Annotated in this window: 2 protein-coding genes; both read right to left on the bottom strand. The window is 64.7% G+C overall.

What is annotated here, in order from left to right:
* Positions 1–89 precede the first annotated feature (89 nt).
* Positions 90–1,220: a PilT/PilU family type 4a pilus ATPase gene (locus K0M70_RS07320; RefSeq protein ID WP_290781065.1), complete on the bottom strand. Its 1,131-nt coding sequence runs from the start codon at positions 1,218–1,220 to the stop codon at positions 90–92.
* An 84-nt stretch (positions 1,221–1,304) separates the two neighbouring features.
* Positions 1,305–2,160, bottom strand: an 856-nt coding sequence (locus K0M70_RS07315; protein ID WP_290781063.1) for a type IV pilus twitching motility protein PilT, incomplete at its 5' end; no start/stop codon positions are given.

Below are 2,160 nucleotides of genomic sequence, written 5' to 3'. Positions count from 1 at the left end.
CCGGCGCGGTGCCGGCCCCTTGAAACACCACTTACAACAAAGGCGCGCCGGCATTGCACCGTACGCGCCCTGGTTCCGCGCCCGCAGGTTCAGCGGACTTCGGAAATCTCCACGCCGTCCAGGCCCTGCGACAGGGTGCGGGCATCGCCACCCTGGGCCAGCTTGATCTTCAGGCGCACTTCGTTGGCCGAGTCGGCGAAGCGGAGCGCGTCTTCATAGCTGATCTCGCCGGCCTGGTAGAGCTCGAACAGCGCCTGGTCGAAGGTCTTCATGCCCAGGTTGGTCGACTCCTTCATGACGTCCTTGATCTTGTGGATCTCGCCGTCGCGGATGTAGTCCTGCACCAGCGGCGTGCCGAGCAGGATTTCCATCGCCACCCGGCGCGACTTGCCGTCGGGCGTGGGAATGAGCTGCTGCGCGACCACGCCCTTGAGGTTCATCGACAGGTCCATCAGCAGCTGGCTGCGGCGGTCTTCCGGGAAGAAGTTGATCATGCGGTCCAGCGCCTGGTTGGCGTTGTTGGCATGCAGGGTGCACAGCACCAGGTGGCCGGTTTCGGCGAAGGCGATGGCGTGGTCCATGCCCTCGCGGGTGCGCACCTCGCCGATCATGATCACGTCGGGGGCCTGGCGCAGGGTGTTCTTCAGCGCCGCGTCCCAGCTGTCGGTATCAATGCCCACTTCGCGCTGCGTGATGATGCAGCCCTCGTGCTTGTGCACGAATTCGATCGGGTCCTCGATGGTGATGATGTGGCCCGAGGAGTTCATGTTTCGGTAGCCGATCATGGCCGCCAGCGAGGTGGACTTGCCGGTACCGGTGGCGCCCACGAACAGGATGATGCCGCGCTTGGTCATGGCCAGCGACTTGATCACCGCCGGCAGGTTGAGTTCCTCGACCGTGGGGATGCGCGTTTCGATGCGCCGCAGCACCATGCCGACCTGGTTGCGCTGGTAGAAGCACGACACGCGGAAGCGGCCCACGCCGGACACGCCGATGGCGAAGTTGCACTCGTGCGTCTTTTCGAACTCCTCGCGCTGCGAGGGGTTCATCACGTTCAGCACCAGGTCGCGCGACTGCTGCGGCGTGAGCGGGTTCTGGGTGATCGGCGACAGCTTGCCGTTGACCTTCATCGACGGCGGCACGCCCGCGGTGATGAAAAGGTCCGAGGCCTTCTTGTGCGCCATCAGCTTCAGGAAGGAGGTGAAGTCGATGCTGCTCATGCGTGCTCCTGTGCAGGGTCCGTGGCGTTACCCCGGGCCTGGTGTTGATGCGGCGTCCTGCCAGCCCCCCGACCGGCGTCGAGGTCAGTCGAACAGCTTCTTGTCCTTGGCGTATTCCTTGGCCTGCTGCTTGGTGACCAGGCCTCGCTTGGCCATGTCCTGCAGGCACTGGTCGAGCGTCTGCATGCCGTACTGCTGGCCGGTCTGGATGGAGGAATACATCTGGGCCACCTTGTCCTCGCGGATCAGGTTGCGGATGGCCGGGGTGGCCACCATGATTTCATGGGCCGCGACCCGGCCCCCGCCGACCTTCTTGAGCAGCGACTGCGATACCACCGCACGCAGCGACTCGGAAAGCATGGACCGGACCATCGGCTTTTCGCCGGCCGGGAACACGTCGATGATGCGGTCGATGGTCTTGGCCGCCGAGCTGGTGTGCAGGGTGGCGAACACCAGGTGGCCGGTTTCCGCGGCGGTCAGCGCCAGGCGGATGGTTTCCAGGTCGCGCATTTCGCCGACCAGGATGAAGTCGGGGTCTTCACGCAGCGCCGAGCGCAGGGCTTCGTTGAAGCCGTGCGTATCCCGGTGCACTTCGCGCTGGTTCACCAGGCACTTCTGCGAGGTGTGCACGAACTCGATCGGGTCTTCGACGGTGAGGATGTGGCCGAACTCGTTCTTGTTGACGTGGTCGACCATGGCCGCCAGCGTCGTGGACTTGCCCGAGCCGGTGGGGCCGGTGACCAGGATCAGCCCCTGGGGCTGGTCGATGAGTTCGGCGAAGATCTTGGGCGCGGCGAGCTCCTCGAGCGTGAGGATCTGGCTGGGAATGGTGCGGAACACGGCGCCGGCGCCGCGGTTGTGGTTGGAGGCGTTGACGCGGGAACGCGCCAGGCCGGGGATTTCGAACGAGAAGTCGACCACGAGGAATTCCTCGAAAAAT

Origin of the sequence: Arenimonas sp. (genome assembly GCF_019459675.1) — a bacterium.
Taxonomy (GTDB): Bacteria; Pseudomonadota; Gammaproteobacteria; order Xanthomonadales; family Xanthomonadaceae; genus Arenimonas.
This window is presented reverse-complemented; position numbering and strand designations above follow the sequence as displayed.